This is a genomic window from Variovorax sp. TLI9-5A (assembly GCF_056867935.1).
Genome location: NZ_CP200310.1, coordinates 3,295,392 through 3,318,567, shown reverse-complemented (window position 1 = coordinate 3,318,567; position 23,176 = coordinate 3,295,392). Strand labels below are relative to the sequence as shown.

Genomic DNA, 23,176 nt, shown 5'->3' with positions numbered 1-23,176 from the left:
TCGGTCAGGTAGTCAGTGCAGGTGGCGCGGACGGCGGCCGCCGCCATGGCCACCGCCGCTGCCCCCGCTGCCCGGACCACCGGTGCCGCGCGGGCGCTTGCCTATTTCGAGCGAGTTCACGAGTGCGTCGAAACGGTCGCTGAAGAGGCGATCGATTTCGGCAACCACGCCGCCCAGTTCGGAGCCGTCGAAGTGGCGCTCCATGAGGTTGACCACGTCTTCCACCAGCAGGTCGCGCTGCACCTGCATGATCGCCGCCGGGTTGGGGCCGACGAAGAGCATCAGGAAGTCGTCGCGCGACTCTTCTTCCGGATCGCCTTCTTCCTCGTCGAAGTCGGTGTCGTAGAAGGTGACCTCGATGGCCGCGCCGCGTTCGGAGAGCTCGTTCAGGCCCATGCACATCTCGTCGAGCGCCTGGCGAAAGTCTTCGTCGCCGGCCACGGTCCAGCACATCTGGAGCACATGGTCCTTCTGCTCGTAGCGGATGCCGGGCTCTTCTTCGTAGGAGCTGGTCGCGCCGTCGGCCAGCGACTTGGCACCAGCGTACTTCCAGAGCGGCTTGAGCGCTTCCTGGATCTGCTCGAAGGTCACGTCCGAACGCAGCGGCACGTCGCCGTGCACATGAATTTCAAATGGAGCGTTGTAGCGAGGCATCTAATGCTCCCTTGTAAGTTGGTACCCGGAACGGGGGTCGAACCCGTATGCCCCGATTAAGGAAGCGGCGGATTTTAAGTCCGATGTGTCTACCAATTTCACCATCCGGGCGTCAGGTTGGACATCGACGATAACCCAAACAAAACAAGCCCCGGCAACGTCGGTTGGCGGGGCTTGGAATTCGGGGCCGAATCTGTTTGAACCGAAAGAGTGGAGGCGCGATCCGGAGTCGAACCGGACTAGACGGATTTGCAATCCGTTGCATAACCGCTTTGCTATCGCGCCACGCAGAAATACGAAATCAAACTAGCGAAAAAAAGGGAAGCTGGAGCTTCCCTTTTTCAAAACTGGAGCGGGAAAAGAGTCTCGAACTCTCGACCTCAACCTTGGCAAGGTTGCGCTCTACCAACTGAGCTATTCCCGCGTTTCGAGCCTTGAAGTATATACCAATTCTTCGAGGCCCCGCAACTCTTGAAGGCGCCGATCAGTGTTTGACCGAGCCTTCAGAAGCCGGCGAAGTACCGCGCTGCTTGGCCAGTTCGGCCATTGCAGCGGCGGATGCAGCCACTTCCTCATCGGACAGCGGTTCGGGCGTTTTCTCGAGAGCGATCTCGAGCACCTTGTCGATCCACTTCACGGGCACGATCTCAAGGCCGTTCTTCACGTTTTCGGGAATGTCCTGCAGGTCCTTGGCGTTCTCTTCCGGAATCAGCACGGTCTTGATGCCGCCACGCAGGGCCGCCAGCAGCTTTTCCTTCAGTCCACCAATGGCAGTGACCTCGCCTCGCAGCGTGATCTCGCCCGTCATCGCGACGTCGCCGCGCACGGGGATGCCGGTGAGCGCCGACACGAAGGCCGTCGTCATCGCTGCACCGGCGCTCGGGCCGTCCTTCGGCGTTGCGCCATCGGGCACGTGGATGTGGATATCGCGCTTCTCGAACACCTCATCCTTGATGCCCAGGCGGCGCGAGCGGCTGCGCACCACGGTGCGCGCGGCCTCGACCGACTCCTTCATCACGTCGCCCAGCGAACCGGTGCGGCTGATCACGCCCTTGCCGGGCATGGTGACCGCTTCGATCGTCAGCAGGTCGCCGCCGACTTCGGTCCACGCGAGGCCGACCACCTGGCCGACCTGGTTCTGCTTCTCGGCCAGGCCGAAGGTGAACTTGCGCACACCGAGGAAATCGTTGAGGTTCGCGCCGGTGACCGTGACCTTCGGCGTGAGTTGCTTCAGCAGGAGGCCCTTAACCACCTTGCGGCAGATCTTGGACAGCTCGCGTTCGAGCGAACGAACGCCGGCTTCACGCGTGTAGTAGCGCACGATGTCGCGCACCGCTTCTTCGGTGACAGCGAGCTCGTCGTCCTTCACGCCGTTGTTCTTCATCTGCTTGGGCAGCAGGTACTTGATCGCGATGTTGGTCTTCTCGTCCTCGGTGTAGCCCGAGAGGCGGATGACTTCCATGCGGTCCAGCAGCGCCGGCGGGATGTTCATCGAGTTCGAGGTGGCGACGAACATCACGTCGCTCAGGTCGAAGTCGACTTCCACGTAATGGTCGCCGAAGGTGTGGTTCTGCTCGGGGTCGAGCACCTCGAGCAGCGCGCTCGAAGGGTCGCCGCGGAAGTCCGTGCCCAGCTTGTCGATTTCGTCGAGCAGGAACAGCGGATTGCGCGTGCCGATCTTGCTCAGCCCCTGCAACACCTTGCCCGGCAGCGCGCCGATGTAGGTGCGGCGGTGGCCGCGGATCTCGGCTTCGTCGCGCATGCCGCCCAGCGCCATGCGGGTGTATTTGCGGCCGGTCGCCTTGGCGATCGACTGCCCGAGCGAGGTCTTGCCCACGCCCGGAGGCCCCACGAGGCACAGGATCGGCGCCTTGACCTTGTCCACGCGCTGCTGCACCGCGAGATATTCGAGGATGCGGTCCTTGACTTTTTCCAAGCCGTAGTGGTCGGCGTTGAGCACCGCCTCGGCATTGGCCAGGTCGTGCTTGATCTTGGTCTTCTTGCTCCAGGGCAGGCCGATCAGCACGTCGATGTAGTTGCGCACCACGGTGGCCTCGGCCGACATGGGCGACATGAGCTTGAGCTTCTTGAGCTCGCCCTCGGCCTTCTTCAGGCCTTCCTTGGACATCTTCGCGAGCTTGATCTTCTTCTCGATCTCCTCGATGTCCGCGCCCTCCTCGCCCTCGCCGAGCTCCTTCTGGATGGCCTTGACCTGCTCGTTGAGGTAGAAGTCGCGCTGGTTCTTTTCCATCTGGCGCTTCACACGCCCCCGGATCTTCTTGTCGACGTTCAGGATGTCGACTTCGCGTTCGAGCTGGCCGAACAGGTTTTCCAGGCGCGCCTTGACGTCGTCGAGGTCGAGCACGGCCTGCTTGTTGTCGAGCTTGAGCGGCAGGTGCGCGGCGATGGTGTCCGCGAGGCGGCCCGGATCGTCGATGCTCGAGATCGAGGTCAGGATCTCGGGCGGGATCTTCTTGTTCAGCTTGACGTACTGGTCGAACTGCTGCATTACCGCGCGTCGCAGGGCCTCGACCTCGGTGCCCTTCTCGCCGCCTTCGGGCGCCTCGACGGGCGTCACGTTGGCCGAGAAGTGGGTCTCGCCGTCATCGATGCGGTTCACGCGGGCGCGCTGCTGGCCCTCGACCAGCACCTTCACCGTGCCGTCGGGCAGCTTGAGCATCTGCAGGATGGTCGAGACGCAGCCGACCTCGAACATGTCCTCGACCGAGGGCTCGTCCTTGGCGGCGGCCTTCTGGGCCACCAGCATGATGCGGCGCTCGGCCTCCATGGCCAGTTCGAGCGCCTTGATGCTCTTGGAGCGACCCACGAACAGCGGGATCACCATGTGGGGAAACACCACGACGTCGCGCAGCGGCAGCAGCGGCAGGTCGAGGGCTTCGGGAGGCAGAGGGGTATGGCCAGACATGCAGATCCTTCGCGTCTTTGGCTTTAAGCCTTTTTCGCAGCTTCGCGGTACACGAGCAGCGGGGGCTTGTTTTCGTCGATGGTCGATTCCTCGACCACCACCTTGTCGACATTGGTCGCGTTCGGCAACTCGAACATGGTGTCGATCAGCGACTGTTCAAGGATCGAGCGCAAACCGCGCGCGCCGGTCTTGCGGGCCAGCGCCTTGCGGGCGATCGCCTTGAGCGCCGCCGGACGGATCTCGAGGTCCACGCCTTCCATCTGCAGAAGCTTGGTGAACTGCTTGACCACCGCGTTCTTCGGCTCGGTCAGGATCTGCACCAGCGCGTCTTCGGAAAGCTCGGCGAGCGAGGCGACCACGGGCATGCGGCCCACGAGTTCGGGGATCAGGCCGAACTTGATCAGGTCTTCGGGCTCGACTTCGCGGAACACCTCGGTGATGCTGCGCTGCTGCTTGCTCTTGACCGACGCGCCGAAGCCGATACCCGAGGCCTCGGTGCGGTTTTCGATGACCTTCTCGAGGCCCGCGAACGCGCCGCCGCAGATGAACAGGATGTTGGTCGTGTCGATCTGCAGGAAGTCTTGATTCGGGTGCTTGCGCCCGCCTTGCGGCGGCACGCTGGCCATCGTGCCTTCGATGAGCTTCAGCAAGGCCTGCTGCACGCCCTCGCCCGACACGTCGCGGGTGATCGAGGGGTTGTCGGACTTGCGCGAGATCTTGTCGATTTCGTCGATGTAGACGATGCCGCGCTGGGCACGTTCGACTTCGTAGTTGCAGCTCTGCAGCAGCTTCTGGATGATGTTCTCGACGTCCTCGCCGACGTAGCCGGCTTCGGTCAGCGTGGTGGCGTCGGCCATCACGAAGGGCACGTCGAGCATGCGCGCCAGCGTCTGCGCCAGCAGCGTCTTGCCCGAACCGGTTGGGCCGATCAGCAGGATGTTGCTCTTGCTGAGCTCCACGTCGTCGCCCTTGGCCTTTTCCTTGTGGCGCAGGCGCTTGTAGTGGTTGTAGACGGCCACCGACAGCATGCGCTTGGCCGGCTCCTGGCCGATCACGTAGTTGTCGAGGTTGGCCTTGATCTCCAGCGGCGTCGGCAGGTCGTTGCGCGCCTCGCGCGCTTCCTCACCCGCCGGGAGTTCATCGCGGATGATCTCGTTGCAAAGGTCGATGCACTCGTCGCAGATGAAGACCGAAGGGCCCGCGATCAGCTTCTTGACCTCGTGCTGGCTCTTGCCGCAGAACGAGCAATAAAGCGTTTTTTCGCTGGAGGAGCCTTTTTTATCGGCCATGGACTTTTGCCTCGTTACAGGGTAGGGACAATGATAACTAAACAAAAACGGCGTTTCCCGTGTGGAAAACGCCGTTTTTTGCCATTTGGCGCCAGCGGCGCCGGCGTTTAACCGCGCTTGGCGACGACCTGGTCCACCAGGCCGTAGTCCTTGGCCTCGTCGGCGGTCAGGAAATAGTCGCGTTCGGTATCGGCCTTGACCTTTTCCAGCGGCTGGCCGGTGCGCTCGGCCAGGATGCGGTTCATCTGGTCCTTGGTGCGCAGGATGTCGCGCGCGTGGATCTCGATGTCGGTGGCCTGGCCGCGTGCGCCGCCGAGCACCTGGTGGATCATGATCTTCGAGTTGGGCAGCGAGAAGCGCTTGCCCTTCTCACCGGCCGCCAGCAGGAAGGCGCCCATGCTGGCCGCGAAACCCAGGCACATGGTCGACACGTCGGGCTTGATGAACTGCATGGTGTCGTAGATCGCCATGCCGGCGCTCACGCTGCCGCCCGGGGAGTTGATGTAGAACGAGATGTCCTTGTCCGGGTTTTCGCTCTCGAGGAACAGCAGCTGGGCCACCACGAGGTTGGCGGTCTGGTCGTTGACCTCGCCCACCAGGAAAATGATGCGCTCCTTGAGGAGACGCGAGTAGATGTCGTAAGACCGCTCGCCGCGGCCCGACTGCTCGATGACCATCGGGATCATGCCGAGGGCCTGGGTTTCCTGTGCGCTCATGAATTTGCTCTCCGAGAAATGGGATCGTTCGCTGTTTCTGAACTGTACGCCTGAGTGAAATGGGGCTCGTGCCGCAAAGCACAAGCCCCATCGGCGTAGCGGGCGGCTTGGGAAATCAGCCTTGCTGCTGAGCCATCAGTTCGTCGAACGAGACCGACTTTTCGTTGACCTTGGCCTTGCCCAGCACGAAATCGGTCACGTTGTTCTCGATGACCACGGCTTCGACTTCGGCCAGGCGGTTGTTGTCGCTGAAGTACCAGCGCACCACGTCGGCCGGCTTTTCGTAGCTGGCGGCCAGCTCGTCGATGTGGGCCTTGATCTGCTCGGGCTTGGCCTGCAGGTTGTTGGCGCGCACCAGTTCGGCCACCACCAGGCCCAGGCGCACGCGGCGCTCGGCTTGCGGACGGAACACTTCGTCGGGGATCGGGGCCTTGTCGGCGTCCTTGATGCCGCGCTGCTTCAGCTCGGCGCGGGCGCCTTCGACCATGCGGCTGACTTCGGACTGCACGCTGGCGTTGGGCAGGTCGAGCTCGGCGTTGGCCACCAGGGCGTCCATCACGGCATTCTTGTTGCGCGCCAGCAGGCGGAACTTCACTTCGCGCTCGAGGTTGCGCTTGATGTCGGCGCGCAGGCCTTCGACGGTGGCTTCGGCGATGCCGAGCGACTTGGCGAGCTGCTCGTTGACTTCGGGCAGGTGCGAGGCTTCGATCTTCTTCACGGTGACGAGGAAGTCGGCCTGCTTGCCGGCCACGTCCTTGCCGTGGTAGTCGGCCGGGAACGACAGCGGGAAGGTGCGGCTGTCGCCCGACTTCATGCCGCGCACGGCGTCTTCGAATTCCTTCAGCATCTGGCCTTCGCCGACGACGAACTGGAAGTCTTCGGCCTTGCCGCCCTGGAAGGGCTCGCCGTCGATCTTGCCTTCGAAGTCGACCGTCACGCGGTCACCGTCCTGTGCCACGGCGTCTTGCGCGCGCTGGGCGAAGGTACGGCGCTGCTTGCGCAGGATGTCCAGGGTCTTGTCGATGGCTTCTTCGCCGACTTCGGCCGAGAGCTTCTCGACTTCGGCGCCCGACAGGTCGTTGATCTTGACGTCGGGGAACACTTCGAAGACGGCGTCGAAAGCCAGCTGGCCTTCGGGCGACTCTTCCTTCTCGGTGATGCGGGGCTGGCCGGCGACGCGCAGCTTGGCTTCGTTCGCGGCTTGCGAGAAGGCCTCGCCGACCTTGTCGTTCATGACTTCGTAGTGCACCGAGTAGCCATAGCGCTGGGCCACGACGTTCATCGGCACCTTGCCGGGACGGAAGCCGTCCATCTTGACGGTGCGCGCAAGCTTCTTGAGGCGCGAATCGACTTCGGACTGGATGGTGCCGACCGGCAGGGTCAGCGTGATCTTGCGTTCGAGCTTCTCGAGAGTTTCAACGGTCACGGTCATGATGTCTTCCTGGTAAGGGGGCTGTGCGCGGGGCCTGCATCTTTTTTATCAATACAGATCAAGGACTTACACGCGCTGGCGGGATTTATGCGGAGGCACGCGGGTGCCGCCTGCAAAACTGGGCAACCCGGGATTCTAATCCGGCGGGAAAGCGGGTTTTCACGGGGTTGAAGCGCGGAGCGAACAGCGGTCAGGTTTGGCCAATATTCAGCTCGTACAGTGACTCTCGATTCATCCTCCCTCACAGGGATGCACAGGAAAATTCTCATGCTCCAGCGAATGTTTGCCGCCCTCGCCCTCAGCCTTGCCGTGGCGTTCGGCATGCCCTCCCTCGCGCAGGCCAAGACCGACGCGCCGACTCCGAAAGAGCCGACCATCCAGCAGATCTACGAGGCCGCCAACGGCGGCCGGATATCCGACGCCGACGCGATGATCGCGAAGGTGCTGAAGGACCACCCCAACAGCGCCAAGGCGCATTTCGTGCACTCCGAGCTGCTCGCGGCCGAAGGCAAGCTCGACGACGCGAGAAGCGAACTCGCGAAGGCGAAGACGCTGTCGCCCGAACTCGACTTCGCCAAGCCCGAGGCCGTCGAACGGCTCGCGAACAAGCTCGACAAGCCGGTGCCGCAGGCCAGGAGCACGCCCTCCCGCGTGAGCGAGCCCGCTGCGCCAGCACCGCGCGCCGCCGAGAGCCGAACGAGTTCCGTGCCGTGGATGCCCATCGCCCTGCTGGGGCTGCTGGTCGTCGGCTACCTCGCCTTCCGGCGCCGGGTTGCGCCGCCCGCGGCACCGGTCGCCCCGTCGTACGGCCCCGCACCGGGCATGCCCGGCATGCAGGGCGCGCCGGCAGGCTATGGAAGCTACGGCCCAGGCGGCAACTGGACGCCCGCGCCACCGCCCGCCGCCAGCCCCGGCATGGGCCTCGGCTCGGCCCTTGCCACAGGTGCAGCCGTGGGCGTCGGCGCGATGGTCGCGCAAGAGGCGGTGCGCCACTGGATGCACGGTAGCGACAACAACGTGATCGACAACAGGGACAGCGGCACGACCCGCATCGCCGACAACGGAAACACCGAAATGGGCCGCGGCCTCTGGCCCTCGTCGACCACCCCGGAGCCCGAACGCATCGTCGACAACGACTTCGGCATCAAGGACACGAGCTCCTGGGACGACTCGAGCGGCAGCGGCAGTTTCGACAGCGGCGGCGACAGCAGCAGCGGCGACAACGACTGGTAATAAGAGCCGGCTAAAAAGAAAAAGCCCCGTTCCTCACGAAACGGGGCTTTTTCACTGCTCGATAGATCAGGCTACATAGCAGGGCTGGTGCGCGGGGCCGGACTCGAACCGGCACGTTCTTGCGAACGTCAGGACCTAAACCTGGTGCGTCTACCAATTTCGCCACCCGCGCGATGCCAATCTTTTTTCAGGTGAATGCAAAAGCGGACGGGCTTTCGGCATCACGGATTCCCGTGGGCCAAAGACCATCCGCTTGAAATCGGTCAGCCAGCGATTTTAGACGCTAATCGGCTGCGTTTCCGGCTCGCGCTTCACACGGAATGCGGCGGCGTACATCGCGGGCAGTGCAAGCAGGGTCAACACCGTTGCCACGATCAGGCCGCCCATGATTGCGACGGCCATCGGCCCCCAGAACACGCTGCGCGACAGCGGGATCATCGCCAGCACCGCCGCGGCCGCCGTCAGCACGATGGGCCGCAGACGCCGCACCGCCGATTCCACGATCGCGTCCCACGCCGGCACGCCCGCCGCGCGGTCGAGCTCGATCTGGTCGATCAGGATCACGGCGTTGCGCTGGATCATGCCCATCAGCGCGATCACGCCCAGCAGCGCAACGAAGCCGAAGGGCCGGTTCAGCACCAGCAGTGCGCCGGCCACGCCGGCAATGCCCATCGGGCCGGTGATGAACACCAGCAGCGAGCGGCTGAAGCTGTGCAGCTGCAGCATCAGCAGCGTGAACACCAGGAACAGCATGATCGGCACGCCCGCCACGATGGAGGCCGAGCCCTTGCTGCTTTCCTCGACCGCGCCCGCTACCTCGATGCGGTAGGCGCCCTGCCCGGCCGCGACCCAGCCGGCTTCCAGCTCGCGCAGTGTCGGCAGCAGTTGTGCCGTCACGGTCGCGCCCTGCAGGCCCTCGACCACGTCGCCCTGCACGGTGATGGCGTAGTCGCGGTTCTCGCGCCACATCACGCCCGGCTCCCAGGTGAACACCGGCTTGGCGATCTGCGTGAGCGGGATCGAGCGGCCCGAGGTCGTCGGGATATAGGCGTTGCCGATGTCCGAGATGGCCTGGCGCTCGTCGGGCGCCTGGCGCAGCACGATGTCGATCAGCAGGTCGTTCTCGCGGTACTGGCCCACAGTGGTGCCGCTGAACATGGTCTTCGAGGCCTGCGCGATGGCCTGGCTGGTCACGCCGAGCGCGCGCGCCTTGGCCTGGTCGATCTCGAGGCGGATCACCTTCACCGACTCGTTCCAGTTGTCGTTCACGCCACGCATGTTGGCGTTGTCGCGCAGCACGGCCTTCACCTCGTCGGCATGGCCTCGCAGCAGCGCCGGGTCGGGGCCGATCACGCGGAACTGCACCGGGTACGGCACCGGCGGCCCGTTGGGCAGCAGCTTGACGCGGCCGCGCACCTCGGGGAACTCCTGTGCCAGCACCTGCGGCAGCTTGATGCGCAGCGTCTCGCGCACCTTCAGGTCCTTGGCGAGCACGATCAGCTGCGACACGTTGGTCTGCGGAAACACCTGGTCCAGCGGCAGGTAGAAGCGCGGCACGCCGGAACCGATCCAGGTGCTGACGGTGCTCACGCCGGCCTCCTGCATGACGCGCTTCTCGACGCGCTTGGCCACCTCCTCGTTCGCGGCGAACGAGGTGCCCTCCGGGAACCAGAGGTCGACCAGGATCTCCGGCCGGCTCGAATCCGGGAAGAACTGCTGCTGCACCTTGCCCATGCCGAAGATGCCCAGCGCGAAGATCAGCACCGTGGCGCCGATGGTCATCCAGCGGTGCTGCACGCACCAGTTCACCGAGCGGCGGAAGGCGTTGTAGAACGGCGAGTCGAAGAGCTCGTGCGGCGGCGCGTTCGCGTCGTGCGGCTTCACCTTGAGCAGCAGCGTGCCGAGGTACGGCACGAAGTACACCGAGACGATCCACGACAGCACCAGCGCGATCACCGTCACCGCGAAGATGGCGAAGGTGTACTCGCCCGTCACCGACTTCGCCAGCCCGATCGGCAGGAAGCCCGCCGCCGTGATGAGCGTGCCCGTGAGCATCGGCTTGGCCGTGACGTCGTAGGCATAGGTGGCGGCGCGGGCCTTGTCGTAGCCCTCCTCCATCTTCCGCACCATCATCTCGACCGCGATGATCGCGTCGTCAACCAGCAGGCCCAGCGCGATGATGAGCGAGCCCAGCGATATCTTGTGCAGCCCGATGCCGAAGTAGTTCATCGCGAGGAAGGTCACGGCCAGCACCAGCGGAATGGTGATCGCCACCACCAGCCCCGGGCGCATGTCGATGTACCAGCCGAAGCGCCCGCCCTTGTGCAGGCCCAGCGAGATGATGCTCACGGCCAGCACGATGGCCACGGCCTCGATCAGCACGCCCACGAATTCGTTGACCGAGCTCGCCACCGCCACCGGCTGGTCCTGCACTTGCGCCAGCTTCACGCCGGCCGGCAGGCGCTGCCCGATGGTCACGGCGGTGGCCTTCAACGCCTTGCCCAGCGCGATGATGTCGCCGCCCTTGGCCATCGACACGCCCAGCGCGATCACTTCCTTGCCCTGGTGGTGCACCTTGACCGACGGCGGATCGATGTAGCCGCGATGGATGTCGGCGATGTCGCCGAGCTTGAGCTGGTTGCCCGAGCTGCCGCGGATGGGCATCTCGCGCAGCTGGTCGACGCTGGTGAACTGGCCCGCGACGCGCACCTGCACCACGTCCAGCGGCGACTGGATCGTGCCCGCGCTCTCGATGGCGTTCTGCGAGCCGAGCTGCGAGAGCACGGCGTTGAAATCCAGCCCCAGCTGCGCCAGGCGCTTCTGCGAGATCTCGATGTAGACCTTCTCGTCCTGCACACCGAACTGGTCGACCTTGGCAACGTCCTTCACGCGCAGCAGCTGCTGGCGCACGTCGTCGGCCATCGTCTTGAGCTCGGCGTAGCTGAAGCCTTCGCTCTCCAGCGCGTAGATCACGCCATAGACATCGCCGAAGTCGTCATTGAAGAACGGCCCCTGCACGCCGGCCGGCAAGGTGGCGCGCATGTCGCCGATCTTCTTGCGCACCGTGTACCAGACGTTGGCCACCTCGGTGGACTTCGACGAGTCCTTGATGTTGAAGATGATCTGCGACTCGCCGGGCTTCGAATAGCTGCGGATCTTGTCGGCGTAAGGCGCTTCCTGCAGCGTGCGCTCGAGCTTGTCGGTGACCTGCTCGGCCACCTGCTGCGCGGTGGCGCCGGGCCAGTAGGTGCGAACCACCATCGCGCGGAAGGTGAAGGGCGGGTCTTCGTCCTGCCCGAGCTGGAAGTACGCGAAGGCGCCCAGCACCATCAGCACCACCATCAGGTAGCGCGTGAGGGGCGCGTGGTCCAGCGCCCATTTGGAGAGATTGAAGCCGGAGGGCTTGTCGGTGGATTTCGCCGCGCCGCCGCTCATTTGGCGGCACCCGATGCGATCTCCTTGTTCGTCGCAGCCACAGCCGTGACGGGCTGCGCCGACTCCTTGGCACCTGCATTGGCGGCGGCAGCAGCCGCCTCCCTGGACTGGTAGATGGTGACCTTCTGCCCCGGCGACAGCACGTGCACGCCGGCCGCCACGACCATCATGCCGGGCGAGATGCCGCCGGCGATCACGGCCTCATTGCCGTCGGCGGTGGCCACCTGCACAGTCTGCGAACGCACCGTCATGGTCGACTTGTCGAGCACCCACACGGCCGAGCCCTTGCCTTCCTGGCGCAGCGCGCTGGTCGGCAGCTTCATCACCGTGGCGGCGGAATGCGCCAGCGCCTGCGGACGCGCGTAGACCGTGGCACCCAGCGGCGGCGCGGTGGCCGCGTCGATGGAAACCTTGACCGAATAGGTGCGGGTGACCGCATCGGCGCTGGCCGCCACCTCGCGAACCTGGCCCTGCAGCTCATTGCCGCCGGACCAGCCGCGCACCGTGACGGGTGAGCCGGCCTTGATCAGCGTGGCGCGGTCTTCAGGCACCGCGAACACCACGTCGCGCGCGCCGTCCTGGGCGATGCGTACGACCGGCGTGCCAGCCTGCACGACCTGGCCGGGTTCGGCCTCGATGGCGGTGACGATGCCGGCCACGTCGGCCACCAGCGTCGTGTAGTTGGCCTGGTTGCCCTGCGAGGCGAGTTGCGCCTGCGCCTGTTCGAGTTGGGCCTGCGCGGCCTTCCAGGTGGTTTCGCGGCGCTCCAGCTCGGCGCCGCTGATGAAGTTCTGGGCGCGCAGCTCGGTGTAGCGCTTGAGGTCGGCCGCCGCCAGGTCACGGTTGGTCAGCGCGGCGGCCTGCTGGGCGCGTGCCGCTTCGGCGGCGAGGCGATAGTCCTGCGGATCGAGCTGGGCAAGTACCTGCCCTGCCTGCACATGCTGGCCGAGCTCGGCCTGGCGCCTGGTGATCTTGCCCCCGACGCGGAAGCCCAGGCGCGATTCGACCCGGGCTCGCACCTCGGCCGAGAACTCGGGCTGGGCATCGAATTCGCTCGCGCCCACGGTCACGAACTTGACCGCCCGGACGGGATCTTCGGCCGCGGGTTTGGGGGAGCAGCCGGCCAGAAAGACGGCGGGAAGCAGCAGCCAGGCGGCGCTGCGCACACGGGACGAGAAGACGGCGGAGGCGGTCATGAGACACCCTGGATAGGACGAACCGAGTCATTACTGACCCACTGGTTAGTAATCTAGGGTAAACGTGAACCAGTGTCAATGACCCGTTGGTCACTAGGGCCTGTCACCGCCCTTCCACCTGCCGCTTTCTAGGTGCGCTGGCCCATCTCCACGAGGCGGTTGTCGGGCAGCTCGAAATAGTCGGAAGCCCGCCCCGCATTGCGCTGCAGCCAGCCGAAGAGCGCGCGCCGGATCGGGTTCATGCCCGGCAGGTTCTCCTCGCCCACCGAGGCCCGCGAGACGAAGTACGAAGTCTTCATCGAATCGATCGCCAGCGTCTTCTGGTAGGCCAGGATGCGGATGAATTCCGGCACGTCGGGCCGCTCCATGAAGCCGTGGCGCGCGGTGACCATCCAGATGCCCTCCATCAGCTGCTCGGCCTCGATGCGGATGCGCGCATCGACGCGCGGCGTGTCGCAGGGCAGCACGCGCAGCACGATCACCTGCTCATGCAGCACCTGGTTGTGCTTGAGGTTGTGCAGCAGCGCGTGCGGCACCGCCGTGGCGTCGGGGTTCAGGAACACCGCCGTGCCGCTCACCCGATGCGGCATGTGCTGCGCCAGCGATTCGACGAAGGGCCGCAACGGCAGGCTTTCGGCCGCGGCAGCCTCCAGCCCCAGCCGGCGCCCCTTCGACCAGGTGGTGAAGAGCACCATCACCACGGCCGCGACCGCCAGAGTGAGCCAGCCGCCCTCGGCCACCTTCAGGCTGTTGGCGATCACGAAAGTCAGGTCGACCACCGCGAAGGCCGCCACGCCGATCACCACCGCCACCTTGTTCCAGCGCCACAGCCCCCAGGCCACGATGCCGGCCAGCAGCGTGGTCGTCACCATCGTGATCGACACCGCGATGCCGTACGCCGCCGACAACGCCCCCGAGCTGCGGAAGCCCAGCACCAGCAGCAGCACGCCCACCATCAGCAGCCAGTTGACCGCCGGCACGTAGATCTGCCCGATGGCCGTGCCCGAGGTCTGGATCACCCGCATGCGCGGCAGATAGCCCATGCGCATCGCGTGCGCCGTGAGCGAGAAGGCGCCCGAAATCACCGCCTGCGAGGCAATCACCGTCGCCATCGCAGCCAGCACCACCATCGGCAGCACGCCCCACGAGGGAAACAAGCGGAAGAACGGGTTGTCGATGGCCGCCGGGTTCGCCAGCACCAGCGCGCCCTGCCCGAAATAGTTCAGCACCAGCCCCGGCAGCGCGATGAAGAGCCACGCCAGCCGGATCGGCTTGGCACCGAAGTGCCCCATGTCCGCATAGAGTGCCTCGCCGCCCGTGAAGGCCAGAAACACCGCGCCCAACACCGCCAGCGACTGCGCCCGGTGCTCGACCAGGAATCCCAGGGCGCGCCGCGGATCGAGCGCCGCCAGCACCTGAGGCTGCTGCAGCACCTGCCAAGCACCGGCTGCCGCCAGCACGATGAACCACAGCAGCATGACCGGCCCGAAGATCTTGCCGACCGTGCCCGTGCCCTTCTTCTGCACCATGAAGAGCGCGATCAGGATCACCACCGTGATCGGAAGCACCGCGCGCTGCAGCACCGGCGCCTGCACCTCCAGCCCCTCGACCGCCGACAGCACGGAAATGGCCGGCGTGATCAGGCTGTCGCCGTAGAACATGGCCGCGCCCACCAGCCCCAGCAGCCCGATGGCGTTCCACACCCACGGCCTGGTCTTCGGCCCCGCGACGGCGCTGCGCGCGAGCGCCTGCAGCGCCAGGATGCCGCCCTCGCCGTCGTGGTCGGCGCGCAGCACGAACACCACGTACTTCAGCGTGACCACGAACATCAACCCCCAGAAGATCAGCGAGAGCAGCCCCAGCACCGAATCGGGCGTGAACGGCACGCCGTGCTCGGGGTTCATCGTTTCCTTGAAGGCGTACAGCGGCGAGGTGCCGATGTCGCCGAACACGACGCCCAGCGCCGCCACCATGAGCGCCGGGCCCGTCGGGTGCGCCGCCTCGCCGTACGCTGAAACCTGGGACCCGGGAGCCGGAGCGGATGCTTTCATGAAGCGGGAAGTTCGTAGTGGCGACGCTGCGAGCATAGTGCCGGGGCATTGCGCCGTCGCTGACAATCGTGGCGTGCCCGCCACTCCCCAACATGCCGCGCCGCCGGCGCACTACGAAAACTTCCCCGTAGCCTCCTGGCTATGCCCGCCGCATCTGCGCCCGCCGATCGCCGCGATCTACCACTTCGCGCGCACCGCGGACGACATCGCCGATGAAGGCAGCGCCTCGCCCGCCGAGCGCCTTGCCGAACTGCGCGCCTACCGCGAAGAACTGGCCGCCGCCGCTCGGGGCGAAGTGCTCCCCGAATCGCGCTGGCCCCATGTGTTCGGCCCGCTGGCCCACAGCATCGCCCGGCACGGCCTGCCCGAGGACCTGCTCGCCGACCTGCTGAGCGCCTTCATGCAGGACATCGAGAAAACCCGCGACCGCGGCACCTATGCCGACCGCGCAGAGCTGCTCGACTACTGCCGCCGCTCCGCCAACCCCGTCGGCCGCCTGCTGCTGCATCTTTACGGCGTGCACGACGCCGAGGCGCTGGCTCAGAGCGACGCCATCTGCAGCGCCCTGCAGCTCATCAATTTCTGGCAGGACCCGAGCGTCGACCTGCCGCGCGGCCGCTTCTACTTTCCGCTGACCGACTGCGACCGGCGCAGCCTCTCGCCCGAGAACTTCAAGGTCTTCGCGCCGCTTTCGCGCGCGGAGCCTCCGCAGGAAGCTATCAATTTGATAGCAGTCGTATCGCACTGGGCACGCGAGCTCATGACCGAGGGGGCCCCCCTCGTGCACCGCCTGCCCGGCCGCGCAGGCTGGGAGCTGCGCTTCGTGGTGCAGGGCGGCCTGCGCATCCTCGACAAGATCCAGGACCTGGGCTTCGACACCTTCACCCAGCGCCCCGCCATCGGCAAGCTCGACGCGCCGGTGCTGCTCTGGAAGGCCCTGCGGATGCGGAGACAATCACGCCCCATGAAAGCAGCGCCTCCCCGATGACCCCCGAGCAATACGTGCAAGACAAGGCCGCCGCCTCGGGCAGCAGTTTCTATTACGCCTTCCTGTTCCTTCCCAAGCCGCGCCGCGCCGCGATCACGGCCTTCTATGCCTTCTGCCGCGAAGTCGACGACGTGGTCGACGAGGTCAGCGACCCGGGCGTGGCCGCCACCAAGCTCGCCTGGTGGCGCACCGAGGTTGCCCAGTCGTTCGCCGGTACGCCTCGCCATCCGGTGATGCAGGCGCTGATGCCGCACGCCGCGGCCTACGGCATCGAGGCGTGCCAGCTCAACGAGGTAATCGACGGCTGCCAGATGGACCTCGACCAGACGCGCTATCTCGACTTCCAGGGCCTCTCGCGCTACTGCCACCTCGTGGCCGGCGTGGTCGGCGAGGTCGCCGCCCGCATCTTCGGCCAGACCGATGCCCAGACCACCGCCTACGCCCACAAGCTCGGTTTGGCGCTGCAGCTCACCAACATCCTGCGCGACGTGGGTGAAGACGCCCTGCGCGGCCGCATCTACCTGCCAGTCAACGAGCTGCAGAAATTCGACGTGAAGGCGCACGAGCTCCTGAACCGCGTGCACTCCGAGCGCTTCGTCGAGCTGATGAAGTTCCAGGCCGCCCGCGCCCACGCCGCCTACGACGAAGCGCTCGCCCTGCTCCCACTGGCCGACCGCCGCTCGCAGAAGCCCGGCCTGATGATGGCCAGCATCTACCGCACCCTGCTGCGCGAGATCGAACGCGACAACTTCCAGGTGCTGAACCAGCGCGTGAGCCTGACGCCGGTGCGCAAGCTCTGGCTGGCTTGGAAAGTCCAAGCCCTCGGACGCATCTGAGCTTGAGCAAGAAGAAGACCGCCGTCATCGGCGCCGGCTGGGCCGGCCTTGCGTGCGCGGTGGAGGCCACGCGCCTCGGCCATGCCGTCACGCTGTTCGAGGCTGCGCACACGCCGGGCGGGCGGGCGCGGCGGGTCGACAACATGCACGGGCTGGCGCTGGACAACGGCCAGCACATCCTGATCGGCGCGTACACCGCCACGCTGCAGCTGATGCGCGATGTGGGCGTCGACGTCGAAGGCGCGCTGCTGCGGCTGCCTCTTTCGCTGCGCTTCGCCGATGGCGGCGGGCTGAAGCTGCCGCGGCTGCCTGCGCCGCTCGATCTGCTGGCGGGCATCTTCACGGCGCGCGGCTGGACGTGGCGCGACAGGTCGTCGCTGCTGCGCACCGCCATCGGCTGGCGGCTCTCGGGCTTTCGCTGCGAGCGCGGCACGACGGTTGCCGATCTGTGCGACGGGCTTACGCCGCGCGTGATGCAGGAGCTGATCGAGCCGCTTTGCGTTTCCGCGCTCAACACGCCCGTGGCGCAATCGAGCGGTGAAGTCTTCCTGCGCGTGCTGAAGGACGCGCTGTTCAGCGGAAGCGGCGGCGCCGACCTGCTGCTGCCGCGCGCCGATCTTGGGGCTCTGCTGCCCGATGCCGCGATCCGCTGGCTGACGCAGCAAGGCGCCACGGTGCGCATCGGCACGCGCGTGCGTGCCATCGCATCCGAAGCCGGGCAATGGCAGGTCGACGGAGAAGCCTTCGACCAGGTCGTGCTGGCCTGCGCGCCCTGGGACGCGGCGCGGCTGGTCCGCGCCTCGGGCCTGCCTGCGGACCGCTGGTGCGAAACCACCGAGGCGCTGCGCTTCGAGGCCATCGCGACCGTCTACGTGCGTGGCGCCAGGCCGCTGGCCGAGCCGATGCTCGCGCTTCGCAGCGATCCGGCCACGGCACCGGCCCAGTTCGCCTTCGACAGGAGCCGGCTCGGCGGCATGCAGGGCGTGCTCGCGATGGTCGTGAGCGCGAACGAGGCGTCGCGCGAGGTGCTGGAAGAACAAGTCATCGCACAAGCCGCCGCCCAGCTGGGCCAATCGAACCTGCAGCTGGTGCAGACCGTGGTCGAGAAACGCGCCACCTTCGCCTGCACGCCCGGCCTCGTGCGGCCGCACTCGGTCATCGCACCGGGCCTGCAAGCCTGCGGCGACTACATCGAAGGCCCCTACCCCGCCACGCTCGAAGGCGCGGTGCTCAGCGGGCTCGCCGCCGCCAGATCACTGGATTGACGCCATGACGACCGGACTGCGCTACCTCGACTTCGACTACAGCGAAGACACCGAAGGCCACGGCACCTTCGACGCCATGGCCTCGACCTCGCCCGAGAAAACGCACGAGGTGCGCGCCGAAGTCGAACTCGTGCTCGCGTGGGCCGAGGCCGCCTTTCCCGATGCGCGCGGCGCCCTTGACGAAGGCGGGATGTGGGATTACGACCTGCAGGAGTCGAGCGAGGACGACCCGCGCTACGACACCATCACACTCTCCATCGGCGGCACCGCCGACTTCTGCGCGGCGCTGCGCGAACGCTTCGCGCTCGACTGAGCGGAAGCGAGATCAGGCCGCCTTGTTGCGCAGCCGAAGCAGGCTCAGCCCCAGCAGCACGAAGGCCCCGCCCGACACCTTGTTGAAGATGCGCGTGCGGCGCGGATCGGAGAGCTGCTTGCGCAGCAGCCGCGCCAGCAGCACGTAGAACGAATGCGCGACCACCGATGCCGCCGCGAAGGTGCCGGTCAGCACCGCGAACTGCGTGAGCATCGGCGCGTCCTGCGTGAGGAACTGCGGGAACAGCGCGGAGAAGAAAAGAATGCCCTTGGGGTTGGTCAGCGCCACCGTCATCCCGTGGCCGAAGAGGCGCCAGCTCGAACGCGGTGCCGCGCCGCCCTGGCTGCCCTGCACGTCGGCGAACACGCTGCCCTGGCTGCGCCACTGCTTGATGCCCAGGTAGATCAGGTAGGCCGCGCCGGCCAGCTTCAGCACCATGAAGGCATGCGCCGAGGTGGAGAGCACCACGCCCAGTCCGGCCATCGCGGCGGCAGACACCATGAAGAGCCCGGCCGCATTGCCCAGCGAACTGATCATCGCGCGTCGCGGGCCGACGCTCATCGAGTTCGAGACCGCGAGCAGCACGGCCGGCCCCGGGGTGAAAACGACGAGCAGCGTGACGCTGCAGAAGATGAGCCAGTTGGAGAAATGCACTTTGGGGTTCCTGCCCGGCGCGAAGCCGCAAGACGTTGAGACAGCCGGGAAACTATAGTCAGCCCGGCGCGCGGCTGCAGACGCCGCGCCAATACCCCTCGGCCCGCATCACGGAAAAACGGACACCATGGTCACCTGCTACCTGCGATACATCGTCGACGCCTACAAGCTCAAGGAGTTCGAGCACTACGGCAAGCTCTGGATTCCACTGGTCGAGAAATTCGGCGGCAAGCACCACGGCTACTTCCTGCCCTCGGAGGGCACGAACAACGTGGCGCTCGCGATGTTCACCTTCCCGAGCCTGGCCGCCTACGAGAAGTACCGCGCCGACTCGATGCAGGACCCGGAATGCCAGGCCGCGTTCAAGTACGCGGAAGAAACCCGCTGCATCGTGAGCTACGAACGCAGCTTCTTCCGCCCGGTCTTCAGCTGACGCCTCAGCCGCCCAGCGCCACGCACAGCGCGTGCAGGTTCGGCACGATCAGCTGCGGCCGCGCGCCGTGCACCCAGGGGCGTTCGTCGCGCACCAGCCAGGCAGCCTGCATGCCGGCATTGAGCGCACCGACCACGTCCAGCTCGGCATCGTCGCCCACGTGCAGCACGTCCTTGGGCAGCAGGCCGACCGACGCGGCGGCCGCGCGGAAGATGGGCGCGTGCGGCTTGCCGCTGCCGAAGGCGCGTGCGTTGAAGGCGGTGCGGAACCAGCGGCCCACGCCGGTCTTGTGGATGTCGGCGTTGCCGTTGGAGACCGCCACCAGCGGATAGCGTTCGCTGAGCCACTTCAGCGCCGGCAGCGCGTCGTCGTACAGCGTCACGCGCTGGCGCTCGGCGAAGAAGGCGTCGAAGGCCGGCTCGGCCAGCGCCGGGTCTTCGCCCGCGCGGGTGAGTGCGGTGCGGATCGACTCGCGGCGCAGCGCGCTCAGGTCATGCGCGAGGTCTGAGCGCTCCTTGGCGGTGGCTTCGCGCAGCTCGCGCAGGATGCCTGGCGTCATCAGCAGCGTGGCCGTCTTTGGTGCCTCGCGCAGCAGCCACGCATGCAGCACGGCCTCGGCGCGTTCGATGGTCGGCCAGATCGGCCAGAGGGTGTCGTCGAGGTCCAGCGAGATCGCCGAGATGCGCTTGAGATCGAGAGGCGCGGCGCCCGCGGGCACCGGGGAAGCGGAAGTCATGCCTGAGAATATCGCATGCCTTCGACCCAAGAGAACGCCTCTCCGAGTACCCCCGGTTCCTCAAGTGCCCCCCGCACTGCGGTGCTCTGGTGCAACCTCGGTTCGCCCGACGCCCCCACCGCGGCCGCCGTGCGCCCCTACCTCGCCGACTTCCTGGGCGACCCGCGCGTGGTCGAGATCCCGAAGGTGCTGTGGGCACCGATCCTGCACGGCATCATCCTTCGCACGCGGCCTGCCAAGTCGGCCGCCAAGTACGCAAGCATCTGGATGCGCGAAGGCTCGCCGCTCAAGGTATGGACGCAGAAGCAGGCCACGCTGCTGGCCGGCTGGCTCGGCGAGCGCGGCCATCGCGTGACGGTGCGCGACGCGATGCGCTACGGCAGCCCCTCCATCGCCTCCCGGCTCGACGCGCTGCAGGCCGATGGCGCCACCCGCGTGCTGCTGCTGCAGGCCTACCCGCAGTACTCGGGCACGACCACCGCGAGCGTGATCGACGCGGTGAACGCCTGGAGCCGCAAGCAGCGCCGCGTGCCCGAATTCCGCTTCGTCAACGACTACCACGACGACCCCGCGTACATCGAGGCGCTGGCGCAGAGCATCGAGAAGCACTGGAAGACCGACGGCCGTGGCGAGGTGCTGCTGATGAGCTTCCACGGCATTCCCGCGCGCAACATCGCGCTGGGCGACCCGTACCAGGCGCAGTGCCTCGAAACCGCACGCCTGCTCGCGGCACGGCTGGGCCTTTCGAGCACGCAGTACCGCGTGACCTTCCAGTCGCGCTTCGGCAAGGCCAAGTGGCTGGAGCCCTACACCGAGCCAACGCTGCGCGAACTCGGCGCCTCCGGCGTGAAGCGCGTGGACGTGGTCTGCCCGGGCTTCCCGGCCGACTGCCTCGAGACGCTCGAAGAAATCGCCATGGAAGGCCGCGAAGCCTTCCTGCACTCAGGCGGTGAAGCCTTCAGCTACATCCCCTGCCTCAACGACAGCCCGGCATGGATCACCGCGCTAGCGGGCATCGCCGAACGCAATCTGGCGGGCTGGCCCACGCAAGGAACAAGCACCACCAAATGAAGCAGGACCTGCACGAAGCCAACCGGCTCTCGTGGAACGCGGCCACTGTCGCGCACAACAGCCACAAGGGCGACCAGGCCGCCTTCTTCCGCAAGGGCGGCTCCACCCTCTTTCCCGAGGAAGCCGGCCTGCTCGGCGACGTGACGGGCCTGTCGGTGCTGCACCTGCAGTGCAATGCCGGGCAGGACAGCCTGAGCATCGTGCGCCTGGGTGCCGAGGTGACGGGCGTGGACATCTCCGACGAGGCCGTCGACTTCGCGACGCGGCTGTCGCAGCAGTCGGGCATCGCGGCGCGCTTCGTGCGCTCGGATGTCTACGACTACTTTCGCGATGCGCAGGCGCGCGGCGAGCGCTTCGACATCGTGTTCTGCTCGTACGGCACGCTGTGCTGGCTCTCCGACATCGGCGCCTGGGCGCGCGGCGTGGCGCAGCTGCTCAAGCCCGGCGGCCGCTTCGTCTTCATCGAGTTCCATCCTTTCGCACTCGTGTTCGACCCCGCCTGGAAGTTCCACTACGACTACTTCAACGAAGCTCCCGTGCCCGAGGAAGGCGTGGGCGACTACGTGGCCGAGTCCGGCGACGGCCTCGTGCGCGAGGGCTACGAGCGCGGCGTGGAGAACTTCAGCAACCCGCATCCGAGCTTCGAGTTCACATGGGGCGTGGGCCAGGTGACGACCGCGCTGTCGCAGGCCGGCCTCGTCATCGAGCAGCTCGACGAGTACCCGTACGCCAACGGCTGGAAGCCCTTCGAAGGCATGCGCGACATCGGCGGGCGCCGCATGGCGCCGCCCGAGGGCATGCCGCGCATTCCGCTCATGTATTCGATCTCCGCACGCAAGCCATGAAACTCTTTCACGCCCTCGGTGGCCTTTATCTGCTGGCGCCCTTCCTGGCCAGCGCGACCGGAACCGTCGAAGTGCCCAAGGGCGTGTGGGAAGGCACGCTCGGCACCAAGGCCATCGTGGCCTGCTTCAACGCCGAATTCCCGAGCGGCAGCTACTTCTACAAGCAGTACAAGAAGGCGATCCCGCTGAGCCGCGTCGAGAAAGACAGCTTCTGGCACGAGGGCGGCGACACCGGCCTGTGGTCGCTGGAGCCAGCCAAAGGCAACACGCTGACCGGCACCTGGAAGAGCGTGAAGGGCACGCCCGTGACGCTGCCCATCCGGCTCGACATGTCCGACGCCACGGGCGGCGACAAAGCCTGCGGCAGCGACGGCTATGCAGGCCTGCTCGAAGCACCACCGAAGATCGAGACCGGGAAGAAAGAGGAATTCGCGGCAGGCCGCAGCTTCCGCCGCCTGCGCTTTGCGGGGCAGGAAACCATCGAACTCTCCGGCCCCGAGCCCACGCTGGCGGCCATCAACCGCGAGCTGCGCCGCGACTTCGACACCAGCAAGGACACGATCAAGGAGTACTTCGACAAGCGCCGCGAGTTCCTCGGACGGGTCGGCGTGCCGGCGGAAGACGAGAACACCGCCGATCCTTCGTACTGGAGCTCGCAGTGGCTCAGCATCCGCAACTACACCTGGGCGGCCGGCATGGGCCGTAACGGCATCTCCTGGTTCTATCGCACCTGGGACCTGCAGACGGGCAGGCAGGTCGACCCATGGTCCTGGTTCGGTCTGCGCTCGCTGTCGAAGTCGCGCCCGGCCGAGGTAGGGAGGATCTCCGGCACCGGAGGCGCCTCGATGACACCGAAGCTGCGCCGCTTCCTGTTCCGCTACGCGGGCATCGACGCGTCGAAGGCCGAGGACAACTGCCGGTCCAACTACGAAGAAGGCGCCTACTACGACCTGACGCTGGAAGCCAAGGGCATGCGCTTCGCCCAGCCCGCCTATGGCAACGGCTGCGAAATCGAGGTCGAAGTGCCCTACGCCGACCTCGATCCGGTTCTCACGCCCGCTGGCAAGGCGGCGGTACGGCGCATCGTCGAATCGCCGAAGTAG

At 66.4% G+C, this 23,176-nt stretch carries 19 protein-coding genes and 4 tRNA genes; 9 read left to right on the top strand and 14 right to left on the bottom strand.

All coding sequences use genetic code 11. The features are described from left to right. Positions 1–12: 12 nt before the first annotated feature. The 8 genes from AC1VNX_RS15710 to tig form a co-directional block, all read right to left on the bottom strand. Complete coding sequence (locus AC1VNX_RS15710; protein ID WP_301509542.1) at positions 13–654, bottom strand: DUF6806 family protein; 642 nt, start codon at positions 652–654, stop codon at positions 13–15. 19 nt (positions 655–673) lie between these two features. Continuing rightward, positions 674–765, bottom strand: a tRNA-Leu gene (locus AC1VNX_RS15705). A 100-nt stretch (positions 766–865) separates the two neighbouring features. Then, positions 866–939 (bottom strand) — tRNA-Cys (locus AC1VNX_RS15700). Between the two features lie 63 nt (positions 940–1,002). After that, a tRNA-Gly gene (locus AC1VNX_RS15695) sits at positions 1,003–1,078 on the bottom strand. A gap of 60 nt (positions 1,079–1,138) precedes the next feature. Then, on the bottom strand, positions 1,139–3,580 hold the full coding sequence (gene lon, locus AC1VNX_RS15690; RefSeq protein ID WP_483157526.1) for an endopeptidase La: 2,442 nt from the start codon (positions 3,578–3,580) through the stop codon (positions 1,139–1,141). 23 nt (positions 3,581–3,603) lie between these two features. After that, on the bottom strand, positions 3,604–4,869 hold the full coding sequence (gene clpX / locus AC1VNX_RS15685; RefSeq protein WP_483157525.1) for an ATP-dependent Clp protease ATP-binding subunit ClpX: 1,266 nt from the start codon (positions 4,867–4,869) through the stop codon (positions 3,604–3,606). Positions 4,870–4,976: 107 nt separating this feature from the next. After that, the gene (gene clpP, locus AC1VNX_RS15680; RefSeq protein WP_126023915.1) at positions 4,977–5,585 is read right to left on the bottom strand and encodes an ATP-dependent Clp endopeptidase proteolytic subunit ClpP; all 609 of its coding nucleotides are present in this window, start codon (positions 5,583–5,585) and stop codon (positions 4,977–4,979) included. Positions 5,586–5,700: 115 nt separating this feature from the next. Further along, positions 5,701–7,017 carry a trigger factor gene (gene tig / locus AC1VNX_RS15675; protein WP_483157524.1) on the bottom strand — a complete coding sequence of 439 codons (1,317 nt, stop codon included), beginning with the start codon at positions 7,015–7,017 and terminating at the stop codon, positions 5,701–5,703. A gap of 267 nt (positions 7,018–7,284) precedes the next feature. On the opposite strand from tig, the gene AC1VNX_RS15670 reads away from it, so the two are divergent. After that, positions 7,285–8,250: a tetratricopeptide repeat protein gene (locus tag AC1VNX_RS15670; RefSeq protein ID WP_483157523.1), complete on the top strand. Its 966-nt coding sequence runs from the start codon at positions 7,285–7,287 to the stop codon at positions 8,248–8,250. Positions 8,251–8,335: 85 nt separating this feature from the next. On the opposite strand, the gene AC1VNX_RS15665 is transcribed toward AC1VNX_RS15670, so the two are convergent. From AC1VNX_RS15665 to AC1VNX_RS15650, 4 genes are all read right to left on the bottom strand, one after another. After that, positions 8,336–8,422: transfer RNA gene (locus tag AC1VNX_RS15665), tRNA-Leu, on the bottom strand. A 104-nt stretch (positions 8,423–8,526) separates the two neighbouring features. Next, a complete protein-coding gene (locus AC1VNX_RS15660; RefSeq protein WP_483157522.1) occupies positions 8,527–11,685 on the bottom strand; it encodes an efflux RND transporter permease subunit in 3,159 nt (1,052 codons plus the stop codon). After that, entirely contained in the window at positions 11,682–12,881 is a 1,200-nt protein-coding gene (locus AC1VNX_RS15655) for an efflux RND transporter periplasmic adaptor subunit (RefSeq protein ID WP_483157521.1), read from the bottom strand. The genes AC1VNX_RS15660 and AC1VNX_RS15655 overlap by 4 nt, the downstream gene beginning before the upstream one ends. A 128-nt stretch (positions 12,882–13,009) precedes the next feature. After that, positions 13,010–14,854 carry a potassium transporter Kup gene (locus AC1VNX_RS15650; RefSeq protein ID WP_483161961.1) on the bottom strand — a complete coding sequence of 615 codons (1,845 nt, stop codon included), beginning with the start codon at positions 14,852–14,854 and terminating at the stop codon, positions 13,010–13,012. Positions 14,855–15,005: 151 nt separating this feature from the next. Here AC1VNX_RS15650 and hpnC point away from each other — a divergent pair, with 151 nt between their 5' ends. The 4 genes from hpnC to AC1VNX_RS15630 are packed head-to-tail and all read left to right on the top strand — an operon-like array spanning position 15,006 to position 18,334. Next, complete coding sequence (hpnC, locus tag AC1VNX_RS15645; protein WP_483157520.1) at positions 15,006–15,920, top strand: squalene synthase HpnC; 915 nt, start codon at positions 15,006–15,008, stop codon at positions 15,918–15,920. Further along, a complete protein-coding gene (gene hpnD, locus AC1VNX_RS15640; protein WP_483157519.1) occupies positions 15,917–16,756 on the top strand; it encodes a presqualene diphosphate synthase HpnD in 840 nt (279 codons plus the stop codon). The genes hpnC and hpnD overlap by 4 nt, the downstream gene beginning before the upstream one ends. Before the next feature lie 2 nt (positions 16,757–16,758). Beyond that, the gene (gene hpnE / locus AC1VNX_RS15635) at positions 16,759–18,021 is read left to right on the top strand and encodes a hydroxysqualene dehydroxylase HpnE (RefSeq protein WP_483157518.1); all 1,263 of its coding nucleotides are present in this window, start codon (positions 16,759–16,761) and stop codon (positions 18,019–18,021) included. 4 nt (positions 18,022–18,025) lie between these two features. Further along, entirely contained in the window at positions 18,026–18,334 is a 309-nt protein-coding gene (locus AC1VNX_RS15630) for a hypothetical protein (protein WP_483157517.1), read from the top strand. A gap of 12 nt (positions 18,335–18,346) precedes the next feature. Here the strand turns inward: AC1VNX_RS15630 and AC1VNX_RS15625 are convergent, their stop codons facing one another. Beyond that, entirely contained in the window at positions 18,347–18,988 is a 642-nt protein-coding gene (locus AC1VNX_RS15625; protein ID WP_483157516.1) for a LysE family translocator, read from the bottom strand. Between the two features lie 127 nt (positions 18,989–19,115). Here AC1VNX_RS15625 and AC1VNX_RS15620 point away from each other — a divergent pair, with 127 nt between their 5' ends. Beyond that, positions 19,116–19,421 carry an NIPSNAP family protein gene (locus AC1VNX_RS15620; RefSeq protein WP_301508975.1) on the top strand — a complete coding sequence of 102 codons (306 nt, stop codon included), beginning with the start codon at positions 19,116–19,118 and terminating at the stop codon, positions 19,419–19,421. Positions 19,422–19,425: 4 nt separating this feature from the next. On the opposite strand, the gene AC1VNX_RS15615 is transcribed toward AC1VNX_RS15620, so the two are convergent. After that, positions 19,426–20,157, bottom strand: coding sequence for an HAD family hydrolase (locus AC1VNX_RS15615; RefSeq protein ID WP_483157515.1), 732 nt, complete (start codon positions 20,155–20,157; stop codon positions 19,426–19,428). 15 nt (positions 20,158–20,172) lie between these two features. On the opposite strand from AC1VNX_RS15615, the gene hemH reads away from it, so the two are divergent. The 3 genes from hemH to AC1VNX_RS15600 are packed head-to-tail and all read left to right on the top strand — an operon-like array spanning position 20,173 to position 23,176. After that, positions 20,173–21,228: a ferrochelatase gene (gene hemH, locus AC1VNX_RS15610; RefSeq protein ID WP_483157514.1), complete on the top strand. Its 1,056-nt coding sequence runs from the start codon at positions 20,173–20,175 to the stop codon at positions 21,226–21,228. Next, positions 21,225–22,073 (top strand): class I SAM-dependent methyltransferase, encoded by an 849-nt coding sequence (locus AC1VNX_RS15605; protein ID WP_483157513.1) that lies wholly within the window; start codon positions 21,225–21,227, stop codon positions 22,071–22,073. Before hemH ends, AC1VNX_RS15605 begins: the two co-directional genes overlap by 4 nt. Further along, positions 22,070–23,176 carry a hypothetical protein gene (locus tag AC1VNX_RS15600; protein WP_483157512.1) on the top strand — a complete coding sequence of 369 codons (1,107 nt, stop codon included), beginning with the start codon at positions 22,070–22,072 and terminating at the stop codon, positions 23,174–23,176. Before AC1VNX_RS15605 ends, AC1VNX_RS15600 begins: the two co-directional genes overlap by 4 nt.